The 21507-nt window shown below is 29.3% G+C and carries 17 protein-coding genes; 8 read left to right on the top strand and 9 right to left on the bottom strand.

The features are described from left to right. On the bottom strand, positions 1-817 hold an 817-nt coding region (locus tag ACXLDF_RS09190; RefSeq protein ID WP_457558221.1), incomplete at its 3' end, for a leucine-rich repeat domain-containing protein. Positions 818-908: 91 nt separating this feature from the next. Here ACXLDF_RS09190 and ACXLDF_RS09185 point away from each other — a divergent pair. Further along, entirely contained in the window at positions 909-1973 is a 1065-nt protein-coding gene (locus ACXLDF_RS09185; RefSeq protein ID WP_457558220.1) for an ABC transporter ATP-binding protein, read from the top strand. 74 nt (positions 1974-2047) lie between these two features. Here ACXLDF_RS09185 and ACXLDF_RS09180 read toward each other — a convergent pair whose 3' ends face one another. Beyond that, positions 2048-3040 carry an ADP-ribosylation factor-like protein gene (locus ACXLDF_RS09180; protein ID WP_457558219.1) on the bottom strand — a complete coding sequence of 331 codons (993 nt, stop codon included), beginning with the start codon at positions 3038-3040 and terminating at the stop codon, positions 2048-2050. Between the two features lie 155 nt (positions 3041-3195). After that, on the bottom strand, positions 3196-5721 hold the full coding sequence (locus ACXLDF_RS09175; protein ID WP_457558218.1) for a hypothetical protein: 2526 nt from the start codon (positions 5719-5721) through the stop codon (positions 3196-3198). 315 nt (positions 5722-6036) lie between these two features. Here ACXLDF_RS09175 and ACXLDF_RS09170 point away from each other — a divergent pair, with 315 nt between their 5' ends. Beyond that, positions 6037-6594, top strand: coding sequence for an ADP-ribosylation factor-like protein (locus ACXLDF_RS09170; RefSeq protein WP_457558217.1), 558 nt, complete (start codon positions 6037-6039; stop codon positions 6592-6594). Here ACXLDF_RS09170 and ACXLDF_RS09165 read toward each other — a convergent pair. Both ACXLDF_RS09165 and ACXLDF_RS09160 read right to left on the bottom strand, forming a co-directional pair. Further along, positions 6575-7087 carry a TIGR00725 family protein gene (locus ACXLDF_RS09165; RefSeq protein WP_457558216.1) on the bottom strand — a complete coding sequence of 171 codons (513 nt, stop codon included), beginning with the start codon at positions 7085-7087 and terminating at the stop codon, positions 6575-6577. The genes ACXLDF_RS09170 and ACXLDF_RS09165 overlap by 20 nt on opposite strands. 82 nt (positions 7088-7169) lie before the next feature. Next, positions 7170-8168, bottom strand: coding sequence for an AIR synthase related protein (locus ACXLDF_RS09160; protein WP_457558215.1), 999 nt, complete (start codon positions 8166-8168; stop codon positions 7170-7172). A gap of 168 nt (positions 8169-8336) precedes the next feature. Between ACXLDF_RS09160 and ACXLDF_RS09155 the strand changes: the two genes are divergently transcribed. Further along, on the top strand, positions 8337-9854 hold the full coding sequence (locus ACXLDF_RS09155; RefSeq protein ID WP_457558214.1) for an ADP-ribosylation factor-like protein: 1518 nt from the start codon (positions 8337-8339) through the stop codon (positions 9852-9854). A 143-nt stretch (positions 9855-9997) separates the two neighbouring features. Here ACXLDF_RS09155 and artH read toward each other — a convergent pair whose 3' ends face one another. Then, the gene (gene artH / locus ACXLDF_RS09150; protein WP_457558213.1) at positions 9998-10738 is read right to left on the bottom strand and encodes an archaeosortase H; all 741 of its coding nucleotides are present in this window, start codon (positions 10736-10738) and stop codon (positions 9998-10000) included. 154 nt (positions 10739-10892) lie between these two features. Between artH and ACXLDF_RS09145 the strand changes: the two genes are divergently transcribed. Together ACXLDF_RS09145 and ACXLDF_RS09140 are read left to right on the top strand one after the other, a co-directional pair. Continuing rightward, positions 10893-11597, top strand: coding sequence for a TATA-box-binding protein (locus ACXLDF_RS09145; protein WP_457558212.1), 705 nt, complete (start codon positions 10893-10895; stop codon positions 11595-11597). An 87-nt stretch (positions 11598-11684) separates the two neighbouring features. Next, entirely contained in the window at positions 11685-13262 is a 1578-nt protein-coding gene (locus ACXLDF_RS09140) for a DUF402 domain-containing protein (RefSeq protein ID WP_457558211.1), read from the top strand. 54 nt (positions 13263-13316) lie between these two features. Here the strand turns inward: ACXLDF_RS09140 and ACXLDF_RS09135 are convergent, their stop codons facing one another. Continuing rightward, the gene (locus tag ACXLDF_RS09135; RefSeq protein WP_457558210.1) at positions 13317-13937 is read right to left on the bottom strand and encodes an Lrp/AsnC family transcriptional regulator; all 621 of its coding nucleotides are present in this window, start codon (positions 13935-13937) and stop codon (positions 13317-13319) included. Between the two features lie 340 nt (positions 13938-14277). Between ACXLDF_RS09135 and glnA the strand changes: the two genes are divergently transcribed. From glnA to ACXLDF_RS09120, 3 genes are all read left to right on the top strand, one after another. Further along, complete coding sequence (gene glnA / locus ACXLDF_RS09130) at positions 14278-15633, top strand: type I glutamate--ammonia ligase (RefSeq protein WP_457558209.1); 1356 nt, start codon at positions 14278-14280, stop codon at positions 15631-15633. A gap of 224 nt (positions 15634-15857) precedes the next feature. Further along, positions 15858-18110 (top strand): hypothetical protein, encoded by a 2253-nt coding sequence (locus tag ACXLDF_RS09125; RefSeq protein ID WP_457558208.1) that lies wholly within the window; start codon positions 15858-15860, stop codon positions 18108-18110. 55 nt (positions 18111-18165) lie between these two features. Next, on the top strand, positions 18166-18558 hold the full coding sequence (locus ACXLDF_RS09120; RefSeq protein ID WP_457558207.1) for a hypothetical protein: 393 nt from the start codon (positions 18166-18168) through the stop codon (positions 18556-18558). 112 nt (positions 18559-18670) lie between these two features. Here ACXLDF_RS09120 and ACXLDF_RS09115 read toward each other — a convergent pair whose 3' ends face one another. Beyond that, complete coding sequence (locus ACXLDF_RS09115) at positions 18671-19936, bottom strand: ATP-binding protein (RefSeq protein WP_457558206.1); 1266 nt, start codon at positions 19934-19936, stop codon at positions 18671-18673. A gap of 270 nt (positions 19937-20206) precedes the next feature. Next, positions 20207-21466 (bottom strand): ornithine--oxo-acid transaminase, encoded by a 1260-nt coding sequence (gene rocD / locus ACXLDF_RS09110; protein WP_457558205.1) that lies wholly within the window; start codon positions 21464-21466, stop codon positions 20207-20209. Positions 21467-21507 lie beyond the last annotated feature (41 nt).

The raw sequence follows: 21507 nt of genomic DNA, 5'->3' as shown, positions 1-21507 counted from the left end.
GAATTTGAGAGATTCGATTATTATCAAGAAGAAGTTCTTCTAAGTTGCTAAGATTTCCAATGTTTTTCGGTAAAGATTGAAGTCGATTATTATTTACATCCAATATTTTTAGAGCACTGAGATTTTCTATTGATTTAGGTAAAAATGAGAGTTTATTATCATTGGCATACAACGTTTCTAATTTGTTTAATTCACCTATATCAGATGGAAAATTCAACAAACCATTTTCTTCTAAATACATCTCGCGAAGATGAGTGAAATTCCTAAATGGAATAGAGATATATTTAATTTTATTACAACTTAACCTTAAGATATATAATTTTTTAAGAGAAGAAAAAGTATCTGGTAAATTTTCGATTTTATTATCTGATAAATCGAGAAATTTTAAATTTTGAAGATTACCAAAAGATTCTGGCAAATTTGTAAGCTTATTTTTCTTCATTTTTAGTGTTTCTAATGCTTCTAACTTTCCAAAATTCTCTGGTAACTCTTGAATATGATTTTCAGAAGCATCTAAGTACTGTAAAGTTGAGATATTGGAAAGTGAAGATGGCAATTCTTGCAGTTCATTATGTTGAACAATTAAAGCAACTAAATTATTTAGCTGTCCGATTATTTCAGGCAAATTCTTGATACTTTTCCCGTATAAACCAATTCCTTTAATTTTTCCATCTTGAATTTTTATCCCGAATGAAGAATAGCGAAAATTATCAATTACAGGAAGTGACTCACCTATCAATTCTCTAAACGCAGCTAGAACTTCTAATTCGTGTTTTGGGAGCTGAATTTTATTCTTTTCAAAATATTCATTATTCATCAGATGAAATTTCTCCTTCCAATTAACTTAATTATAATTTGGAGAGAAGAATTATAAAATTTCACACCTATGATAATATGGAGGAAAGGGTTTGACAACTATTGGTCAATCTACAAAATCTGAGGCAGAACGAATACCAATTGCAGAAATGTCTGGAGTGTATAAAATTTTCAAACAAAAGAAAATTGAAGTAATGGCACTTAGAGGAATCGATTTAAAAATCTATCCTGGAGAACTTATTGTAATAATGGGACCCAGTGGTTCTGGAAAGACTACCCTCTTGAATTGTCTTTGCGGGATTGAACGTCCTAATGCAGGTTCTGTAAAAATTAAAGGTATGGAAATCACAAAATTAAGGGATGAAGGTATTCAAAAATTACTACAAGAAGAAATTGGTATTGTTTTCCAATCTTTTAATCTTATACCTAGTTTAACAGCTGCAGGAAATGTAGAATTACCTATGGTCGTTTTAGGAAAGTTATCAAAATCAGAACGCCGCACCAGAGTTGGAGAATTGCTTAAAAAAGTAGGATTAGAAAATCGCCAACATCATCGACCAAGCACCTTATCTGGAGGAGAAAAGCAGCGACTTTCAATTGCAATGGCCTTCGCTAACGATCCATCCATTATAATTGCAGATGAGCCTACAGCCAATGTCGATTCAGTTTCAGCTGAAAATATCATGCGAGTTTTTCAAGAATTTATGGCATCAAATCCAAATAAAGCACTCCTAATAGTAACTCATGACCCCGCTCTTAGAAAAATTGCAGATTATACTTTGGTAATTAGAGATGGCCAATTTGTTCGTAGAATTGAAAAAACTACAAGTTTATCAAGTGAATCAGAATATGAAAATGCATTAATTGGAACATCAAATGTTACGGATCTTTCTAAATCCCGTAGCTCATCAATGGTATCAAATATTATTCAAAAAGCAAATTTTCCCTACTTTACTGATATTTCATTATGCCCAAATTGCCATAGTACAAATATTGTTAAAAAACTTGATTTTCAAAATAGTTTTTGCCAAATTTTAGAGAATAAACTTATCCAACGTTCGGCACTATTTTGTCGTGAATGCAATGAATTATCTTTTATTACAGTTATTGGTGGAGATCTGGATAAATTAAAAATAAAAAGAGAAATGCTAGAATAAAATTTGATATTTTTTTTCCTTAATATAATAAAAAAGATGTTAAAAATAAATATAAAATAAATTTTTTTTCGGTATTATAGAATACTATAAAGAATTTTTATATATGCTTCAATTTCTTGTTGAGAAATTGGAGATTCTGTTTGTTCACGCATAATTATCAAATAAATCCAACCACTTGTTTTTTCCAAAGGAAAGCGAGCAATAAAAAATTGCTTTTCAGCTCGATTTACTAACATTTCTCTCGATTCACCTGAATTTTTATCTAAAGAATCAAGAAGAGTAAGAAAATATGGTGTTGAATTTTGAATAATACGTTTAGAAGTTTCATCTTTAAAGTACTTAGCGATTAATAAAGAATTTTGATCTAAAACAATTGATGCATCAGAATTCACTTTATTGCTAAATTGCCCAATAGTTTCATCTAACAAATGTGAAAGTGGATAAAGTTGAAGCAAAATCTGAGAAAAAGAAGACATAATTGTCCAAAGTTCATAAATCGTTGTTTCAAAGAAAGTAACATTGAATTCTTCATTTACAATTTTCTTAATCCGTTCTTGCAAATCAATAAGCTTACCCTTTATGTGAACACTATTCAACTTTAAATATTCAGGATCTGCTTTATGAAAGAAAACGTAGATAAGAGGATTGATTTGCAATTTTTTAAATTGAATAATCACATCTTTAAAATACGAAAGTGCTTCGTCATATCGTTTTGAATCTTGTATGTCAATTGTATATATGCAAACTGATGTATGATCAAAGAATTTTGTTGGTTCTTTCAAGTAGGCAATTCTATAAAGTTCCTGTCCTCCAAGATCCCACTCAGAGATCTGTTTTCCTAAATATTTAAATATTTGCCGTTGCGCTTGTCGAGTGGGTTTAAGAAGTGCAATCTGTGAGATTTCTCTTTTTAATGAATAAATTATCGATGTTTTTCCTGAATTATCAAGTCCTGTGAAAAGGATTTTATCTTCAGTTTCTCTTTTTTCTTCCAAAGCAGATTTTTCTTTTAACATCGCTTCTAAAGGCGGAATTTGAGATGTATCTATTGAATCTTCTTTTGTCAAAATTATCCCTTTAATTTATTTAATGGTAATAAGTTACATTTTTTCCTATTAAAACTTAACTTCAGATAATTTTTCTGTTTATGTATGTTCAATAAGAAATTGTCATTATTAAGTCTAACAAAAAAAAACAAAAAAAATTTACAGAAAGTAAAAATCTAAAATCGTTTTCTCTTCTTTATTATTAAAATAACAGCTCCTGCTACTATCACTGCTGCGCCTCCTCCAATACTTGCAGGTAATACCCATTTAGGTAATGGGGCTTTATAATCTGGGGTGTAAATTGGAGAATGAAGAACAGTTAAATTATAGTGAGAAAGACGGAATCTGTAAGAAATAACTTCAGATGCAGGATCAGTAAATTGGATGTATATTTTGAAAGTTTTTGGCGCAATTCCTAGCTCAAATGATTGGTTTGCATTTGATGACCCAAAAACAATAAAATCTTGATTATTAGTACCAGGACCTGATATAGTAGACCATACATTATTATATAAAAGAGCAATCCATAATATTCCTGAAGCAGACATATTCGAATTTAATATAAATTGATACCAATCAAATTGCCGGGATGCATTTACATCAATTAATATTTTATTAGTTTGGGAGATATTAATTGATGATATAGTTGTATAATATACAGTATCATAATCTAAACTTGGTCCAATTTGACGATTTACTTCAGAAATTTCAGATATTGAGTGGATTTTAAAAGTATCTTTTGAACTATAGGAGCAAACACGAACATCTAATGAATCATTATAACTCACAAATCCACTACCTAGATCAATTTCTGCTTGGTATGGCCATATCGCAAGTAATCCCTTTCCATTTTTTGAAATAAATAGAGAACTATCTTCAAAGAGATATTGATTAATTCCAACACTTTCTTCTTCATCTGTATCCAGCAAAATCGAACTTGATTGACCTGAATTACTATCAATATAGGTAAAATTATCAAATTTTGATAATTGAACTAACGAATATTTAAATCTTATCCGAAATGGGTAATTTTCAAAATCAGAGTTATCAGCTCTAACAATACTTAAATTAACTCCAAACAAAATTGGATCTTCATAAGTGAAATTTACAACAAAAGGTTCAAGAAAACTACCATCTCCATCAATTGAAGCAATATGATCTAATGAATATCTTGATTTTTCAGAGATTGCAATGATTTTGTCATTTATTGTTAGATTTTTATGAGCTAAATCTGCAAATTTCTTAGTAATTACAGATTTTAATTCAACATATTCATTATTTATTCCAATTCCTGAATGCGTGAAAAAAATGTAATAATCTCCAGGATCAAATGAATATAGATGCGCACCATATAATTCACTTAATTCTAAACAAGTATGAACATTTCCAGATGAATCTTTATAATATATACTTGATGAAGGTGCAGAATCCAATGTGTATTTTGGATTACCAGCAATAATTGAAACGTTTAAATAGGCACTTACACTCTCATTTACATGAAATTTCCAGACATTATTAGGATTTTGTACAGAAATTTCTAATAATTGAGTAGAACCTAAAGTATATTCAGATGGATTTATAAGATTTATATTAAAATTATAATAACAGAGATCTCGAACAGGGATTGAACCAGCCCAGTAGTAAAAATCCCTATAAATCACTTGTAGATATGCTGTTCCACTATACGAAATGAACTCTGCGTGATCTTCTCCATCTGCGACTATTGGCCTTAAATCATATCCATTTGGAGTAGGAATTGCCAATTGAATATAAGCAGAACTCGCTTGACCCCAAATAAAATCGAAATTATAATTTAATATTTGATTGGCTTCAACATTAATAGCATAAGATTGAATCGGTAGAGAATCTTTAGATTGTAGACTGCCTGGGTTAATCTTATCATAATCTTCTGACTTATATGTAATATAAGAACCATATTCTATTTTTGATGTAGGTGAAATTTCTTGTAACTCTAGGATAATATCTTTAGATTTCGGTATGAAATTTAACTGATATAATCCTAATTCATCAGCGGTAAAAATTAACATAGTTCGATATGGATCACCTCCTGGTGCAACTTCAGGTAGATTTTGGAATGAAAAGTCAACATGATTTCCAGATGGAGATAAAAGAGCGATAATTGTAGAGACATCATCATGATCAAAATATAGAATATGAAGCCCTTTCTGATTGACTATCAAGTTAAATTGCAAATTGAGCATAGATATTGCATCTAATCTGAAGTAACTTATTTCATTTGGTGCAATTTCACCAATGTTATTAAATTTCATTGAAATATTGTATCTAGGAGTCTCTCCATCTAATTCAGTAGCATTTTCAACTTTCATCCAGTTAACTTGTTCCCATGGATCAATGTAATTACTTGAAAAATAACTAACACTACCAATATATTGGGGATACTGTCGAATATCATTGCTTATAATAGGATATCCCATGTATGGATTTCCATATTTATCAGTAAAAGAGAACATTCCGGGTTTATTTCCTGAAACGTAAATATCATTAATAGTATTCTTTGCAGAAATCAATGCAAGCCTTGTATATGAATCATCTTGCTCTGTTCCTTCTATAGTAATGGTTGTATTTGTTGATAAGGATAGATCAGCTACCCCAAAATTAGTACTACTCACAGCAATCAAGAATAAAATTGAGAGCAGAATTATTTTATTTTTTTTTTTCATAAGAATTCAACTTTTTTTTTTTTTTAGTTTTATTCTATTTTTCCCCTTATTTTTCCGTTTTATTGCTTTGAAAGATAATATCTCCCAATTGATTAAAAAGGAATTATTTTTCAACTTTAAAAATTTTTCCGATAAAGAAAAAATCTTTTGAATATATTTTCCAAACTAATCTACACAAATCAGACACCGAAATTCTTTTATTTTTAAAAATTCATAAAGTATTTATTTTTCTGTAAAATTAGCATTTACTTTTGCTATATACACAACAAAATATTAAAAAACAATTTTGGAGGAAGAATTGTAATTCAAATAAAAGTGAAGGTGATATTAATTGGGCGTGCAGCTGTAGGAAAAACTGCAATTCTTTCTCGTTTAATTAGTGGGGACTATTTTAAAGATTATTTCCCAACCCTTGGTGTTGATTTCATGCTTAAAGATTATTCAAAAAGAGCAATTTATGCTCATTTTTTTGATTTTGGAGGCACATCTATTTCAAATTTACTTATATCTCCATTTTTAGCAGATACACAATTAGTATTATTAGTAACTGATTTATTTTCTGAAAATGAAGCAGTTTTTTTTAATAATATTATTGTTCAAATTCAAGATCTAAACAAAGATAAAGTTCAATTTATATTAATTCGGAATAAAATAGAGATATTTCCTTTTACTAACGATGAAATAGAATGTTTGACAAAATTTAACCAGAATAAGCACATTCCAATAATATCAGTTTCAGCTAAAACCTCAGAAAATTTCTCAACTCTTAAACGAGAAATTTTCGATAAATTAGCAATATATTCAAAAAAGGTTTATCTTGCAGGAGCATACTTTGATTGTGAAATGGGTGCACTTACTGATAAATATTTTTAATTAATTTAATCACATCTTGTGTTGAATGAGCATTAAAAATTCTATCAGTACGAGTATCATCTATTGATTTTCCTGCCAATTTTTCAGACCATCCTCCTGTATGGGATAGACAGATTATTTTTTTCCCCATTTTCCATGCTAAAGCGATTTCACTCAAAGTACCTGAAGCTCCTGAAACAGTGACCACAACATCAGCCATAGAAACTAATATTACATTCCTACTTTCTCCCATTCCAGTTGGAATTGGAATTGAAATATAGGGATTTGCAGATTCTTTAGTAGCAGATGGAAGAATTCCAATAACAATTCCTTTTTTTAAAAAAGCACCTTTAGCTACAGCTTCCATGACTCCAGCTAGTCCACCACAAGCTACAATAAAGCCGTTCTCTGCGAGTAATCTTCCCAATTCCTCTGAAATTTTGTATATTTCCTTAGATATTGTCTTTGAACCACAAACACTAACAATAAGCTTAAAATTTTTAAAATTCTCCATAATTTCAATCACTTATTACTTTTAACACTTCATTTATTATTATGTCATAAAAAAAGATTTTATTAACAATTACTGATCTATTTTAATCAATTTTAATCAATTTCTTTTGCAAATTATAAAATTGTATATAAATTTCAGGTTCGTTCTGAACTGTTCCAATCATAGTAAATTCCATTTTACAATTTCTAATTTCTTTTTGAATTTCATCGATATTTTCTTTTGATCCACTAATTAAAAATGCAGATGTAAGAAATGAAAATAGAAAATCTTCGAATAAATATGGCATTTGGGTTTGTTCAACTGCTTTTTCAATCTGTTCTAACTCAATTTTAGCCCCCAATCCATTATATTGCATCATTTGATATAAAGTTCCTAAAATTCCACCATTTGAAATATCTTTACTTGAATGAATAAGTCTTTTCTTTGCTAATGTTTGAAAAAATATTCGCTTTTTATAAAATTCTTCGCTGGTTTTCATTGTAATTGTGTCCCAATACATTGGGTTAGCTTTTGCAGGATATCCTTCTCTATCCCAAACAATTGCTAAAAAATCACCTATTTGAGCACTCTTAGAAGAAATGTAGTATTCCGCTGGACATTCACCTACTATAGTTGAAGATAAAAAAAGGTTTTCTGAGTCAGTGATAGAATGTCCTCGAATTAATGGAACTTTAAATATTTTTGTTCCATGTAAAATTCCACGCATTATTTCATTTCCTATCTTATGGGAAGGAAAAGCAACAATTATACTGCAGGCAGTAGGATTGCCACCACATGCAATTATATCATCAATTCCGACATAGATAGAAGAAAAACCAGCACCAAACGGTGATTTTTTTACAAATTCAGGTAGAATTGCATCAGTAGTAATCAATGAAAGTGTAGAATTTGATTTTTTTGAAGGAATTATAGCAGCATCTTCTCCTAAATTCTTCTGGACAATATGCGGAGAATAACTTTCCATTTGGATTTTCTGTAAAATTGGATTTAATCTTCTTTTTTCACTGATATTTCTTGATTGATGAAAATGGTTATAAATATTATATAACTTTTGCTTATTGCTTATTTTTTTTTGTTCCATTAGTTATACTTCCCAATTATTGTATAAAGAATTGATTAAATTTCAAATAGAGAATACTTTCATACATTATTTAAGTAAAAATAACCAACTATCTACATATATCAACGAATCAAAAATAAAAAAGATATTTTACATCAATAGAGCTAATTATATAATAAGGGAGTATTTATGGTGCAAAAACAAACAGAAAATCTCATCATTAAAGGGAGTGTTTTTTCTATTTTTGGCCAAATGGGTCCAGAAGCGATTTTTGGCTTTCCTGTTCCTAAAGATGGTCGTATTAAAGATTTAAAGGAAGTTTATATTACTTCTGACTTCACTCAACAAAGTTACATGCAAGTTGCAATTAAAAGTATCGCTCTATTATTAAGTGATTATTCTCTAGAAAGTTCTGAAGAAGACCATCTAGAAAAAAACGAAATTTTTGGTGTTCTTCCTTATCCTGATATACATACAATTGGGTTTACCTATTTTACTTATTATTTCTCCAAAAATTCACAACGATATTCCCCCATTACACTTACATTGTTTATTCCTGAACATCATAGAAGCTTTATTTATGATAGTCTTCCTCGTTTAAAGGAACCTACTCGAAAATTTGCTCAATTTTTAATTGATACCATAAAGCAATATAATATCACATCTGAAGCGGAAGCTGCTCCAATTTTTCCACAAATTCTTCCTAATTTTATCGAATTTTTTGAAAAACTTCAATCCATTCAAAGTAAACCGATTTCCCCTGTTACTAAACACCGCCGGATTAAAATTCTATTTACAGGACTAGAAAATACTGGTAAAACCAGCTTTTTATTAACAATAAAACGGAATTTTAGCGCACTTCCTTCTTTACTTCCGACAACCAAGCCGACTCAAGATGCTTTAGATTTTCTGGGAACTACTATTCTTAAATGGGATATACCCGGCAAAAAAGAAATTCGTGAAGAAATACTTCAAAAATCTGATATATTTATTTTTGAAACTGATGTGTTATATTATTTTATAGATGTTCAAAATCCTCGAATAGAAGAAAATTTAGAATTCTTAGCTAAAATATTGGATATTTGTGAAGAAAATAAGCAAAAAATACCAATTATCTTTATATTAACAAAATTTGATGAAGATATAAGTCAGCAAGAAAATATTTTACAAAACTTATCAAAAATTAAAAATAATATGATTGGCATTTTACGAGATCATCCTTATAAATTCTTTCATACATCAATTTTTTCTATATACTCTGTTCTAAACGCTTTTAGCTATGGACTAAGACAACTTTCACCAAATCGACCATTACTTGAACATATTTTACGTGATTTCACCGCAGAACATAATATTATCAGCAGTCTTTTATTGAATGAAAATGGGTTAGTTATTGCATCAGTTGAACGAAAACATGAAATGATGCGAAAATATCTTTCAGTAAATCAAGTTTTTGAAATAGCTGCGCCTCAATTCACCATAATTGCGCATCAATTCAGCAATCTTCATCCAGAAATTAAAGGAGGTGTGAGTAAATATCAATTTTCAAATACTGATTTTGTCTTTTTATATAAATTTCAAGTAAATGATTTTATATTTTTCGCTTTATTCTACTCAAAAAACAACGAATGTGGCGAAATATTAGAAAAGGAATTCCCAAAATTTCAGAAAAAGATTCATAATTTGCTTATTCTTTATATAAAATAATTCACTGTAAAGATTATAATTACATTAATTATAATAACATTAATAATAATAAGATAAAAAAGTGAGAACGAAAAAAGTTATTCAATTTTCCTTATGATTATATTTCATACGAAGAATTTGTCAAATATTTTTGCAATTTTACTTCAATTAGGTTGTGTTTCTGACTCTTTTTGTTTTATTGGCTTTTCTTCTTTCTTTTTTTCAGATTCATCCTCATTTGATTTTTCATCATTATCATTATTTGTATCGATCTTTTCTTTGATGTCTCCTTTACGGCGATAGCTCTTTAATTCATCTCCAATCCAAATGAGCATCATAATAAATTCGGGGACATATTTATGCATTACAAGAACACATGCTACTGCAATAAAAGAACTAGCTGAAGAAATAGGATAGTGTACATCTTCCCATTGATAACCAATTTGATATAGATATAATTGTAAAATCATTCGTAATATGTTTACAATATAGAAAATTATTGTTGTAACTACAATTGCTTTCAATTTTCGCTGCCATACTGTCTTTTTCAATTCGGGATCAGATGATGCTGGAATACATAAAATCACAGCAGAGAAAATAGCAATTGCATGAATTCCAGTGCAGAGTGACTCAAAAAATATCCACCCAAGTCCTAAATTATTCACATCATCAACAATGAAATAATAAGGTGTTGGAAAGTATTTTGGATCGTATATCACAACACTATGAGTATTTGTAACTATATTTAGAAGCCATGCTGTAATTTTTGCAGTGATACCATGAAGCCAAACCCAATCGTGCGAGAACCAGATAGATAATGCAATGATAGGAGCCCCGATAAATAAGATCATGACTGACAGCCAGTCGAAATCATAATAATGTCCTTCATATTCAATTTTTCCCATGAAATAAAAGTCTCCAGATAGCTTTTAATTGAAAAATATGTTGCCTTTTTTAAAATCTTGACCTTTTATAAAATTAGTATTACATCTAAATAATTAAAAAAGTTGACACCAATAAAATATTGAAAAAGCTAAAGAGTTAAAGAAGTGAAGTGAGTTGATCAATAAATCATTACAAAAAAAAAAGCAGCAAAAAGTTCAAAATTCCCAGAAATCACAAAAATCACAAAAATCTCAAAAATCTCAAAAATCTCAAAAATCTCAAAAAACACAAAAATCACAAAAATCTCAAAAACAATATTCTGCAACATTTTCAACAGAAAATATAGTGGTATCTGTTGATTATAATCATGAAATCCCCCTTTCGCTTATAGCTGAACGATATCATGATGTAGAATCAAATCCAAAAAAATTTCCTGGAATTTGCATCCACCTAACACCCCCTACATTAAAATCAACAGTATTAATTTTTAAAAATGGAAAAATGATAATTACAGGATTAAAAAAAATAAAATATATTCCAAAAATCTTAGCTAAAATACATGAAAGATTATCTTTTATTGATATTTATCTTCCACCAAATCCCAATTATAAAATTGTAAATATCGTAGTTTCAGTTAATTTAAGAACACATATAAATTTGGATATTGCTTCTCTTGTTTTGGAACATTCAATTTATGAACCAGAAATATTTCCTGGTTTAATTTATCGTATCTATTCTCCAAAAACTGTTTTTCTTATCTTTTCTTCAGGTAAAGTTATAATAACTGGAATTAAAGAAGAAACACAAATCCCAACTTTAATTAAAAATTTAGGAAATACACTAAAATTACTTAATCTACTTGAAACAAAAGAAAATTAATAAAAATCATTTCTCGTAATATTTAACTTTTTTGTTGCTTTTTAGAGAAATATTGACCAATCATTATCAAAGCGGGTAACACAATTAATGATGAAACCAAATGTCTTTATTAGAGGAATTTATTCAACAGCTTTAACGAAATTGTTTATTGACTCAGGTTATCCTATCATTTTTCCTTCTGAGGAGATACAAAAACGATTTAAACTTCCATATCGACCAAAAGGGTCTTATTCAAAAGATATTACTATAAAAGATCGTTTGGATCGACAAGGAATTTCAATAATGTTTAAAAAAAAAGTATGGGAAGAATTAGAAAAAGAAAATTTCACAGAATTTCCACTAACTCATAAACAATTTCCTAACTTGATTCAGTATTCAGCGCGGTTTCATAAGAATTCAATTTACAGAGGATTAATTGTCAATTCTGATAAGAATCAAAATTATTCTTTAGTTCGGCTAATACCTGAAGATTTAAGCTCAAATGGATCAGAGATTAATGCGGAATTCCATACTACCTTAGCACGCTATTCACGTTTTATTCCCGATGCAAAAGAAGGAATATTTCAAGTGACTCATGAAGATAACGGAATAAATCAAGCCAGTTTGGGATCTTACTATACAGTTCCAGGAGATCTAATCGTTATTGTCCCCTATAATAATAAAATCATTATTAGCCAAGAAATTCGACAAGGTAGAGTAAAAAAACACTTGTTTGATTTAGGAAAAAAAATTCAAAGAAATAAGAAATATGGATTTATTTTTCGAACAGCAGCAGAAGTAGCATCAGATGATGAAATATTGGATGAAGTTGAAGAATTGGAGCAAGATTTAATAAAAATTCAAACAATAATAACTCAATTTCCAAATAAAATTGGTGAAATTTATTCAAATTTTCGATCATTAAATTTACTTTTTCCAAAGCCAATTAAGTATCAATTCGATAATCTTCGACGCGAAATCATCCCTACGTTAAATAATCATCATGAAATCAAATCCTTATTATATCAGAAACATTTTCAGAGAATTTGGCACTTATATCAAGGTCAAGATTTTTCTGATGAAGAAGCAATAAAAGAAGATAATTTAGATAAGTTATTACAATATACTGAAATGTTGATGGATGGTTTAGATAAAAAAGCACAAAATATTATCGATCAGAAATTTGCTAAAATATATTATAAAGGATTTCTAATCCCACGTTCACGCATGAATATTCTTCATCAGAAGCTTACTGGTAAACGATTTTCATTATCATCTGGATATATTCAGGAAATTGAATGGCAAGATGATTTACCAGTTCGGATTTTACTAAGAAGAAATCTACATCCTGGAGGTAAATACGATGGATTGAAAACACCAATTGAACGTGGTGATTTTGCAATGACTGAAATTGGTAATAATAACTGGTATTATATTTCCACATATTATTCAGGTAATCGAGAAATAAAAGGCAGATATTATAATATTAATACACCAATTGAAATTACTAAGAAAGGAATTCATTACATTGATTTAGAATTAGATATTGTTGAAAATATGGTGGGAGAGAGAACAATTATAGATAAAGAATTTCTTGATCAAGCATTAGCTAAAAAAATAATCTCTGATGAGATCTACAGTAAAGCGATTACAATTGCAGAAAATATTATGGAAGGAAGAATATAATTAGGATATAAAACAAAAATTGTATTTAACTAATTTATTCATCTGTAATTTTTTTTATTCTTTTTTTTTCGATTTAGATAATTGAGATTCAACTTTAATATCTGTTAAAATTTCACTTGGATCTATTTTAATATCATCTAGTTCTTCACTATTTTGCCCATTATTATTATTTTCTTTCCACTCACTCCATTCTTGCCATTTCTGGGATTTTATCATTTTGTCAAAATCTACATTATCTTTAATAACAGTTAAAGCAATATGGGTGTTTGTACGTATGACATCAGGTGATTTAAGAATTTTTTTTATAATTTTGCTTAACTCCGTACGAGATTTAAAACGCATCAAAATAATACTATCATAATCTCCTGTAACATCATAAACACCAAATACATTAGGATGAGAAGCAATTAATTGTTGAACTTCAAGTAGTTTTCCCTTGGCAATAGAAACTTCTATAATCGCAACAATTTCATAACCAATTTTTTCAAAATCGATATCAATAGTATATTTTTTTATAATTTTCAACCGTTGTAATTCATCTAATCGCTTTTTAATTGTTGTATGAGATTTTTTCAAAATTTTTGCAATTTGAGTATAACCTAATCGCGAATCTTGATCTAAGATACTAAGAATTTTTTCATCCAATTCATCGATATTACAAGTAGGAGTCTCCATCAGCAGATTAACTCCAAAACTCCATCCTTTTTAATTATTTTGTTTTCTTGATCGATAAAATTCATTGATTTATAAAAAAAGGATAAATGAAATTACAAATAAACTGTAAAAAGAAGAACTAGTTGGTCCAATTGAAGGATCGGAAAAGTGTATTATTTCGACAGAAATATGCATTATATTAAAAGAATATCAGAAAAAATTTAAATTCATTGAACATAAATAGATAATTATTATAATTTACTTGCATCTAAAATATTTTTATCAATGTTCAATTTATTGCATTTAAATTATTACTTTTAGCGAATTTCAACAAAAAAAGTCATTTCGTAGGGAAAAAAAAATGTATAATCAGGAAAATCGAGAATTAATCTCAAAAATTCTTAATGAAATTCAAGAAAAAGAGATAAAATATTGTCTTTTTCAATTTCTTTCTATTGATGGCCGCCCTAAATCTATAGGAATCAATACTGAACATTTGGAAGATCTTTTTTATAGTGGTGAAGGATTTGATGGATCTTCAATTACTGGATACGGCAGATTAGAAGAAAGCGATATGGTTGCAGTTCCAGATCCTCAAACATTTGCTGTGATTCCATGGCGCGAAGAAGGGGAAATCGATGCACGTTTTATCTGTGATATCTATAAACCTAATGGTGATCGTTTTACAGGAGATCCTCGCTATATTCTTCAAAAAACACTGAAAAAAGCAGCAAACATGGGGTATAAATTTTATTTAGCACCTGAACTTGAATTTTTCCTTTTAAAGCAAGGAAATCACTTTGAGACACCAAAACCTGTTGATTTTCGAGGTTATTTCGGAGCAGATGACTCTGAATTAGATCATTTAATTCGTCGGAAAATTGCAGTTTACGCAGAAAAATTCCCTGGAATTACTGTAGAAACTGTTCATCATGAAGTTGCTCGTTCTCAACATGAAATTAGTATGAAATATGACAATGCATTAAAAATGGCAGATTCTACGATGACAATGAAGATGGTAGTAAAAGTTGTTGCTGCTCAGCATAATATGTTAGCAACATTTATGCCGAAACCTTGGGCAGGACAAAACGGTTCAGGAATGCACGTTCATCAGAGCTTATGGGATATTAATAGCAACCAAAATGCATTTTTCGATCCAGATGATCCAAATCAAATTTCAAAAACACTTCGCTATTTCATTGCAGGTCAATTAAAACATGCCCACAGTATGACTGCCTTGCTTAATTCATGGCCAAATTCATACAAACGCTTAGTTCCTGGATATGAAGCACCTACTTTAATTGCTTGGGGATTTAAAAATCGATCTATGTTAATAAGAGTTCCAAATTTCTTTAATAAAGCCAATTCTGCAAGATGTGAAATTAGGAGCCCCGATCCTGCGGGAAATCCCTATTTACAGTATGCAGCATTACTAAACGCAGGATTAGATGGAATTAAATATAAGATTGAACCCCCTAAGCCGATTGATGTTAATTTGTTCCATTTATCTGCAGATGAATTAAAAAATATGGGAATTGATAATATACCAACAAGTTTAGATGAAGCACTTCGCCATATGGAGCAATCAACATTTACTCGTGAATTGCTTGGTGATGAAGCATATCAAGCTTACAGCGATCTCAAATGGAAAGAATACAATTTATACCGCACTCAAGTAACTGAATGGGAATTAAAGCGATACTCTCAAGTACTCTAATTTTTTTTCTTTTGCCATTTGCTAGTGTCAATTTTTTAACTTTTTGCTTGTTATCTGTCATTCTCTTATTTTTATTTTAATATTATTAACTCGCCAAAGATTTATACCCCACCTATTACTTTTTGATTTCACCGACAAATTTCAGCTCAAAATCATTAAAATATTCTATTAAATTATCAATCTCTTTGTTTTTTATATGTATACTTTCCAGAATACCCTTAAACATGGCAGTTACTCAAAAAAAAACAATACCACATCTTAATACTGACCACCATATAGATCTAGCTCATTTTCCAGGTATTGGTCAAAAAACAATGGAAAAATTACTCATATACTATGGTTCAGATGAAAAAGCTTTAGATGCAATTAAAAAGGGCTTTATTGGATGTGCACCGGGATTTACTTTTAAACAGGCACTTCGTTTTTCTCAAACATATTTTGAACTAACTGAAAAACTGTCTGTTTCTGATGTTATTAGGACACCAGATATGTTAGAGATATTCCATCAGATTCAGACACTTATTGGCAAATATATGAAAACAGAATATTCCAGGCAAAAATTACATTTTTATTTTCCTCTTCCTTCTTCAAAAATCCAATTGATTAAAAAACGCCAAAAATATTTTAGAAATGCGATTGAATTTTTCTCAAATTACCATAAAATGCTTGAAAGACAAAATTTTTCTTCATTCTTGAAAAAATTAAATAATTTACAACAATTAGAATCATATTCAAAAATCTCAAGCAGAATTTATCTAAGTGATTCAAAGAAGGTAATCCAAAATTTACAGCAGCGTAGATTTGGAGAAGCCATAATCACAGAATTTATCGATTTAGAAAAAAACTCTGATATAGATGGATTATTATCTCAATACTCAAGAAATTTTAATGTAGTAATATATTTAGGAAATAATCTAAGTAAAATTCCTGATTTACCTAATTTAATTACTTTTCTTCCACAAGAAATCTCTGAAGAACAGATAATTCCAGAGCATATTATAAATTTTTTCAGTTATAATAAAGATCTCATCCAAAATATGATAAAAATCGTAGTTGCATTAAAAAGTACAAAAGAAACAACATTGTTAAATTATTTTTTAGACAAAATCGATCTTCAAAAATTAAAGCACATTAAAGAAAATGCATCAATTTTAAATTCAAATGGAGATATACGTGAAGGAATTGATTTAACCCTTGATAGTTATAAACAAGTGTATAGAAACTTTAATTCAATTATTTCTGAAGTTGAAGGACGAATAAATCAAGAGATCCAACAAGAAATCGGAGATCGATCAATTGAAATTCAAGGGAAACAAATATTGAATCTTTTTCGAAATGATATGACTGCAGAATCCTTACGGAGTTATATACCTGCAGAAGTTGATGAACTAATCAATGAGATAATTCAAAAAAATTTAGATTTCATGAAAAAAGAGTTACTTCTCTCAAATTCTATGGATGATTTGCTTACTAGACTAATCCCGGAGTTTTTAGAATATCCATTTCATCTAGATGATGCTGGAATTCTTACTATCGAAAAAGCAATTACAGCTAGATATTTTACACATAGATTTAATTTAATGAGAAAAATCTCTACAGAATTACGACAAACTCATCAATATCTACTAGAGTTGCATCAAACACTTTTAGAATTCGAGTTCTTCTTCAGTATTGGGGAATTTGCATTACAATATCAATTGACAATACCTAAACTAGTTGAAAATAATAAAGGATTTTCAGGAAAATCACTGTTAAATCTTAGTTTAGTTCAAAATTTTTTAAATAATCAAAAAGATCCCTCAATTTCAGCAAAACCACCTGTTCCTATCTCATATCAGATTGGGTTTATTTCTGAATCGCAAAATAAAAAAGAAGATATTTCAATTGATGCTAATCTAGCATTATTAACAGGAAGTAATTCTGGAGGAAAAACTATGTGCCTTTTAACCACAGCTCAATCAATAATTTTAGCGCAAATGGGATTTCCGAGTTTAGGACGTTTTCACTTTTTTCCATTCGATGAATTGTATTTCTTCAAAAAATCAAGTGGGCAAATATCAGCAGGAGCATTTGAAACCACACTGTTACAATTTGTTTCAATGGCAAAATCTTCATCATTAAAATTAATTTTAGCAGATGAATTAGAAGCAATTACTGAACCAACTGCTGCAGCAAAAGTTTTAGCAAGCATATTCACACTGATTCTCTCAAATCCACAAAACTTTGGTATTTTTGTAACACATTTAGGAGAATTAATACTTTCAGAATTATCTGGAGACACACGGAGACAAATTAGACTAGATGGTATTGAAGCTAAAGGTTTAGATGAAAAACTTAACTTGATTGTTGATCGAAATCCCCGATATCACTATCTTGCAAATTCTACTCCAGAATTGATTCTTACTCGACTATCAAAATCAGGTAATAGCCATCAACAAGAATTTTTTACAGAAGTTTTAAAGAAATTTGTACATTAACAAATCAAGTTGTAAAGAAGTAAATTTTTTTTTTTAAGTTTACTTAAAAATAACTATGGTTAATTCTTCAAAAAAATTAGTCGTGAAACAATATCAATGCCCTGTATGTAAAAAAATTCATACAATTAAATTTGAACCTGATTTTGCAAAAAATCGAGTAAAATATCCTTTTACATTTGCATTTATGCATAAATTCGAATCTCCGACTAATATTGAAGATCATGAAAAAGATGTATTAACCACATTGTATATTGATACACATCTGAATATTAGAGGTGTGGAAGCCGTTTTGGCAGATGATAATACTAATATTTTATCAAAAGAAACATCATACGAGATGATAACAAAGCTAACAAAGGTAATTCTTGAAATGCAGAATGAATTGAATGAAATTCAAGAAAAATATACCGCTTTAAAATTAAAATGTGAACAAGCAAATATAGAATAAGAAAATAGCCTTTTTCACCTATTACATTAATCTTTGGAATAAAAATATTAATTATATTTTTCTTCATTTGAAATAATGCTTAGAAACACTTCATGTGCAAATAAGTTTCTTCTTAGTGCCATTTTATTGATGCTAAAAATAACGGAAGTATATCTTTTTCTAAAACAGATGTTTTTTTTAAATGAATTGGCTTCTTCCATCTCTTAGGACCCCATTTTATTTCAAATCCTATCAAAATATTATCTATTAGTAATACAATATCTACTTCAGAGTGATTTTTCCAATAAAATGTGGGATAAATTCTGCTGAAATGTGAAGCTACAATACTCTCAACTAAATTTTCTGTTAAAACAGTTGAATTTGTATACTCCGATAATATTTTGACAATAAATGGATCAATGAAGTGAATTTTTTTATTTTTTCGATATTTAATTTGCTTTTCAGGTGAAATTAAATAGAGAATATTTAATAAATACAAGTTCGCTAACGTTTCAATATATGCATAAACAGTATGGGGGGAATTGATTGAAGTGTTTTTTGAGATTGAGAGCCAACTAATAGGAGAAACTCGAGATTCTAATAAATATTTGAATATTTCTTTCATGTATGTTTCATTTTTTTTGAATTTAAGAAGATCTCCACGAATCCAATCGAGATAAGTGCGTTTTGTACTCATTTGGATTTTTTTCAAATTAAAATAATTCTGAATTGGGATAGGAAATCCTCCAGTTTTAAGATAATCTTGAAATAGAGCTTGAATTCGATTTTTATATATAAAATTTGGTTGAATTATTTGTTCAACTGTTAAAGATGAATTAAATGATGAGATGACTAAATCTTTTAAAAAAAGTGAGGAATATTCTTGAAAGCTCAAAGGAAGTAATAAATAATCCTGCCCATTACCACGTCGACCAGGAAATCTTTCTTTTTCTTTTAATAATTCGATACTAGATGAGCCAGTAATTATTAAAATTGATTTTTTGAATAGATTTTGATCTATTCGAGATTTAATTGCGCGCCACCATTCTTTTACGAAAGTTATTTCATCCAAAATAATAATGGATATAGAACTATTTCTACTAATTTGGTTAGAAATAAAAATGTCTAATATTTCTCCCAATTCTTGAAAATTTATCAATTCATCACATGGATAATACAATATATTGTGCGGATTTTCACCATTCTCTAATAAGTTGTGAATTAATATTTTTAAAGTGGTTGTTTTGCCCACTTGACGAGGACCAGTTAAAAAATGAAGAGAAAATGGTTCTAATGTGATTTTTTTAATTATATCAGGAACCCATTTTATTTGTTTTTGTTGCCAATTTTGAAAATTCTCGTCTTCTTCTCCTATCCACCATGGATTATAACGTTCCATAGGTAAAAAATAGGTTTTTTATTTATATATATTTGCATTTTTATTGCAAATTATTTATATTTATATTTGCATTTTTATTGCAAATTATATAAACAGTTTTGAAAAAATAGTGTTAGAACTTTTCAACATCTATTTTAATAATACTTTATCAACGAATGATTCATCTCTCAGAAAAAGAAAAAAAAAGAAGTTAGACTAATTAAATTAATTAAATTTCAAAATTTATCAAAGACTTTTTGCAGTACCTTGATAGTTTTGAAGAATTTCATCCTACTTAACTAATACTTTTTCGATTTGCTCTAAAGCCCAATCAATTTCTTCTTTTTTAATAACTATGGGAGGCGCAAATCTGATTGTAGTAATATGAGTATCTTTTGCTAAAATTCCGTGTTCTTTAAACTGTTCAACAAATTGGCGCGCATTTCCATCAAATTCTACTGCAATTAACAAACCGCGCCCTCGAACTTCCTTAATAGGTACTTTAGTTTCTTTCGATGCTATTTTTCTTAAGCCTTCTTGAAAATATTCACCCAATTCAGCTGCACGCTCTGCTAATTTCTCTTCGATCAAGATATCTAATGCTTTAGATGCAACTGCACAAGCGAGGGAATTTCCACCAAATGTACTTCCATGAGTTCCTGGTTTTATTACTTCAGGTCCGACTATATCTGCAGTGGTTACAATAGCAGATACAGGATATACTCCACCACCTAAAGCTTTCCCAAGGAGGAACATATCTGGCTTTACATTCTCATGATCTAGTGCAAATAATTTACCAGTGCGACATAACCCAGATTGAATTTCATCTGCAATCATTAACACGTTGTATTTTGAACAAATTTCACGGACTTTTTTGTAGTATCCTTTTACTGGAACCTTAACACCTGCTTCACCTTGGATTGGCTCAAATAAGAATGCAGCAACATTTTCTGGGCCTAATTTTAGAATTGTATCTTCTAATTCTTGAGCATCACCATAGGAAATGATTTCGAAACCTGGAGTAAAAGGTCCAAAATTTCCATAGTAATTTCCATGCTGGATATCTGTGCTGAAACCAACAATTGTTATCGTTCTTCCATGAAAATTATCGCGACAAACAATAATTTTTGCTTGATTTTTAGGAATATTCTTTTTAATATATCCCCATGCGCGAGCAACTTTTAATCCAGTTTCTACAGCTTCTGCCCCAGTATTCATTGGTAGAGCCATAATTCCAGAATTCTTCGGATCATTTAGATGAGGTCCGACTATTTCACAGAGTTTTTTCAAGTAGGGCCCCATTTGATCATTACAGAAAGCACGAGATGTAACAGCTACTTTTTTAATTTGTTCTTCCATTGCTTTTATGATTTCTGGATGGCAGTGCCCCATATTTTGACTGGAATATGCAGAAAGACAATCCAGATATTTTCGACCTTCTGGATCCCAGACCCAGCATCGTTCTGCTCGTGAAATTACCACTTCTAAAGGATGATAATTATGTGCACCATATTTATGATCCATTTCAATATATTCTTTTGATGTTGGCATGATATTCACCATATTTTTCATATAATTAAAAAAAAAATTCC

It is taken from the genome of Candidatus Harpocratesius sp. (assembly GCF_054039255.1).
The sequence above is the reverse complement of the archived record's forward strand: the minus strand, read 5'-3'. Positions and strand labels throughout refer to the sequence as shown.

Coding starts and splice junctions, on each gene's coding strand:
- ACXLDF_RS09175 (WP_457558218.1), bottom strand. CDS start 5,721: ATGAAAAAAAAAAATAAAATAATTCTGCTCTCAATTTTATTCTTGATT.
- ACXLDF_RS09165 (WP_457558216.1), bottom strand. CDS start 7,087: ATGGAGAATTTTAAAAATTTTAAGCTTATTGTTAGTGTTTGTGGTTCA.
- ACXLDF_RS09160 (WP_457558215.1), bottom strand. CDS start 8,168: ATGGAACAAAAAAAAATAAGCAATAAGCAAAAGTTATATAATATTTAT.
- ACXLDF_RS09155 (WP_457558214.1), top strand. CDS start 8,337: ATGGTGCAAAAACAAACAGAAAATCTCATCATTAAAGGGAGTGTTTTT.
- artH (WP_457558213.1), bottom strand. CDS start 10,738: ATGGGAAAAATTGAATATGAAGGACATTATTATGATTTCGACTGGCTG.
- ACXLDF_RS09140 (WP_457558211.1), top strand. CDS start 11,685: ATGATGAAACCAAATGTCTTTATTAGAGGAATTTATTCAACAGCTTTA.
- ACXLDF_RS09135 (WP_457558210.1), bottom strand. CDS start 13,937: ATGGAGACTCCTACTTGTAATATCGATGAATTGGATGAAAAAATTCTT.
- glnA (WP_457558209.1), top strand. CDS start 14,278: ATGTATAATCAGGAAAATCGAGAATTAATCTCAAAAATTCTTAATGAA.
- ACXLDF_RS09125 (WP_457558208.1), top strand. CDS start 15,858: ATGGCAGTTACTCAAAAAAAAACAATACCACATCTTAATACTGACCAC.
- ACXLDF_RS09120 (WP_457558207.1), top strand. CDS start 18,166: ATGGTTAATTCTTCAAAAAAATTAGTCGTGAAACAATATCAATGCCCT.
- ACXLDF_RS09115 (WP_457558206.1), bottom strand. CDS start 19,936: ATGGAACGTTATAATCCATGGTGGATAGGAGAAGAAGACGAGAATTTT.
- rocD (WP_457558205.1), bottom strand. CDS start 21,466: ATGCCAACATCAAAAGAATATATTGAAATGGATCATAAATATGGTGCA.